The sequence below is a fragment of the Halanaerobium sp. genome, from assembly GCF_003070835.1.
Window position 1 is genome coordinate 1 of record NZ_QBLR01000444.1, and the last position, 2,078, is coordinate 2,078.

The window sequence follows — 2,078 nt, forward strand, 5'->3', positions numbered from 1 at the left end:
GGGATACCAAAAAAGATAGAAATAGCGCCCGATACAAATGTCATATATATTGTTTCCAAAGTGGCTCTTATAAATTCATCTATCATAACAATTCCTCCAATTTATAAACCTTTGATTCCAATTCTTTCATAAAACCTTCAATATCTCTATCTTCGTATTCAACAACAATGATCAAAGTTCCATATGGTTTTAATTTTAGATGTTCAATTTTTCCATATATATAGTTCAATTTAACATCATATTTTTTCGATATTTCATCTAAAATAGGTTCATGAGTAGAGTCCCCATAAAAAGTAACTTTAATTAACTTTTGATTTTCTTTGCCACTTTTCTTCCGTGCGGCTTTCCAATCAATATTTATTTCTTTATAGAATTCTTCATATATCTCTTTTTCTTTTTCAATAAAAAATTTATATACAGGCCCAAAAAAGTTTACTTCACCATTTTTCAAATAAACAACTCTGTCACAAGCTCTTTTTATTACATCCATTTCATGGGTAACAATTATTGTAGATAAATCATGTTTTTTATTTAGATCAAGAACTAATTTTAAAATCCTATCAGTGGTATTTGGATCAAGAGCAGAAGTTGGTTCATCCAGCAATAATATCTCTGGATTGTTTATCATACCCCTTGCTATCGCGGTTCTTTGTTTTTCCCCTCCAGATAGAGAAGAAGGGTAATGGTCTAACCTGTCTTTTAACCCCACTTCTTCAGCTAATTTTAGAACTCTATCTTTTATATTTTTTTCTTTATTAATTTCCAGAGGAAGTGCTATATTCTCATACACAGTTCTTGTACTTAAGAGGTTATAATTTTGAAAAACTACGCTTATCTTTTTCCTTTCTATCATCAAATCTCTCTCTTTCAATTTTGACAAATCTTTACCGTTAAGCTTAATTTCTCCACTTGTTGGTTTTTCAAGCAAAACCAAAGATCTAAGTATAGAGGTCTTCCCTGCTCCAGAAAGACCTATTATACCTGCAACTTCTCCTTTTTTTACTTCAAAGTTTATATTTTTCAAAACATGTAACTTCTGATTATATATTAGATTTAAATCTTTTACTTCCAACACTTTAACTCCTCCAATTAGAATACTGGAACTACAGCACCCTTGTATTTTTCATTTATAAAATCTTTTACTTTTTGAGATTGCAAAAGTTCAATTAATGTTTTGATTAGATCATCATCTTTGTTTTCTTCCTTAACAGTTATTATATTTGCATAAGGAGATTCGGAACCTTCTATAAACAAAGCATCAGTCAATGGATTTAAATCAGCTTGAATGGCATAATTAGTGTTTATCACGGCACCATTAACTGTGTCATCTTCTTTATACGTTCTTGGTAAATAAGCAGCGTCTAATTCGACAAATTTCAAATTTAAAGGATTGCCTATTATATTCTGCACTGTTGCTGTTAGTTTTTCTTCTTCTTCTAAAGTTATTAGACCATTATTTTCCAAAAGAATTAATGCTCTTCCTTCATTTGTGCTATCGTTAGGAATAACTATTGTATCACCTTCTTGCACTTCATCAGATTTCAAATAAAAGCCCATAGGTTCAACGTGAATTTTAGCTATAGATATCAAATCTTCTAATCCTTGATTTTTCGAAAATGATTCTAAATAAGGCCCATGCTGAAAAAAGTTTGCATCAATCGAACCATCATCCAAAGCTAAATTGGGTTGAACATAATCGTTAAATTCAATAATTTCTAAAGTAGCTCCAGTTTCTTTTTCAAAGTCTTCTTTAACAACCTCCAAAATTTCCGCGTGTGGCACTGGGGTAGCACCAACTCTTAAAACATCCTCACCAGCATTAAAATAATATAAAACGCCTCCAACAACTAATACTAAAACCACCAAAATTCCTACTAACTTCCTCATAAATAACACCTCCATAGTTTTTATATAAAAAAAGGACGGTTACTTTTTAAAAGTAACCGTCCTTTGATTATCCTTGATTATTTTACATAACAAAACAACCATGGCTAAAGAATCGGTTACACCATGGCATCATCATATTGAATAAGTTAATATTTATTTTTTGAATTATTTTAGACTTTTCGCAGTGCAAT

Annotated in this window: 2 protein-coding genes; both read right to left on the reverse strand. The window is 30.5% G+C overall.

Annotated features, from left to right (window positions below; translation table 11 throughout):
• Positions 1-82: 82 nt before the first annotated feature.
• Positions 83-1,075, reverse strand: a complete 993-nt coding sequence (locus tag CI949_RS20215) for a methionine ABC transporter ATP-binding protein (RefSeq protein WP_365942053.1) — start codon at positions 1,073-1,075, stop codon at positions 83-85.
• Positions 1,076-1,089: 14 nt separating this feature from the next.
• Positions 1,090-1,887: a MetQ/NlpA family ABC transporter substrate-binding protein gene (locus tag CI949_RS20220; protein WP_091401606.1), complete on the reverse strand. Its 798-nt coding sequence runs from the start codon at positions 1,885-1,887 to the stop codon at positions 1,090-1,092.
• Positions 1,888-2,078: the final 191 nt, after the last annotated feature.

What these genes read in the sequence shown, in the direction of transcription:
- CI949_RS20220 (WP_091401606.1), bottom strand. Translation starts at nt 1,887, where the DNA reads ATGAGGAAGTTAGTAGGAATTTTGGTGGTTTTAGTATTAGTTGTTGGA.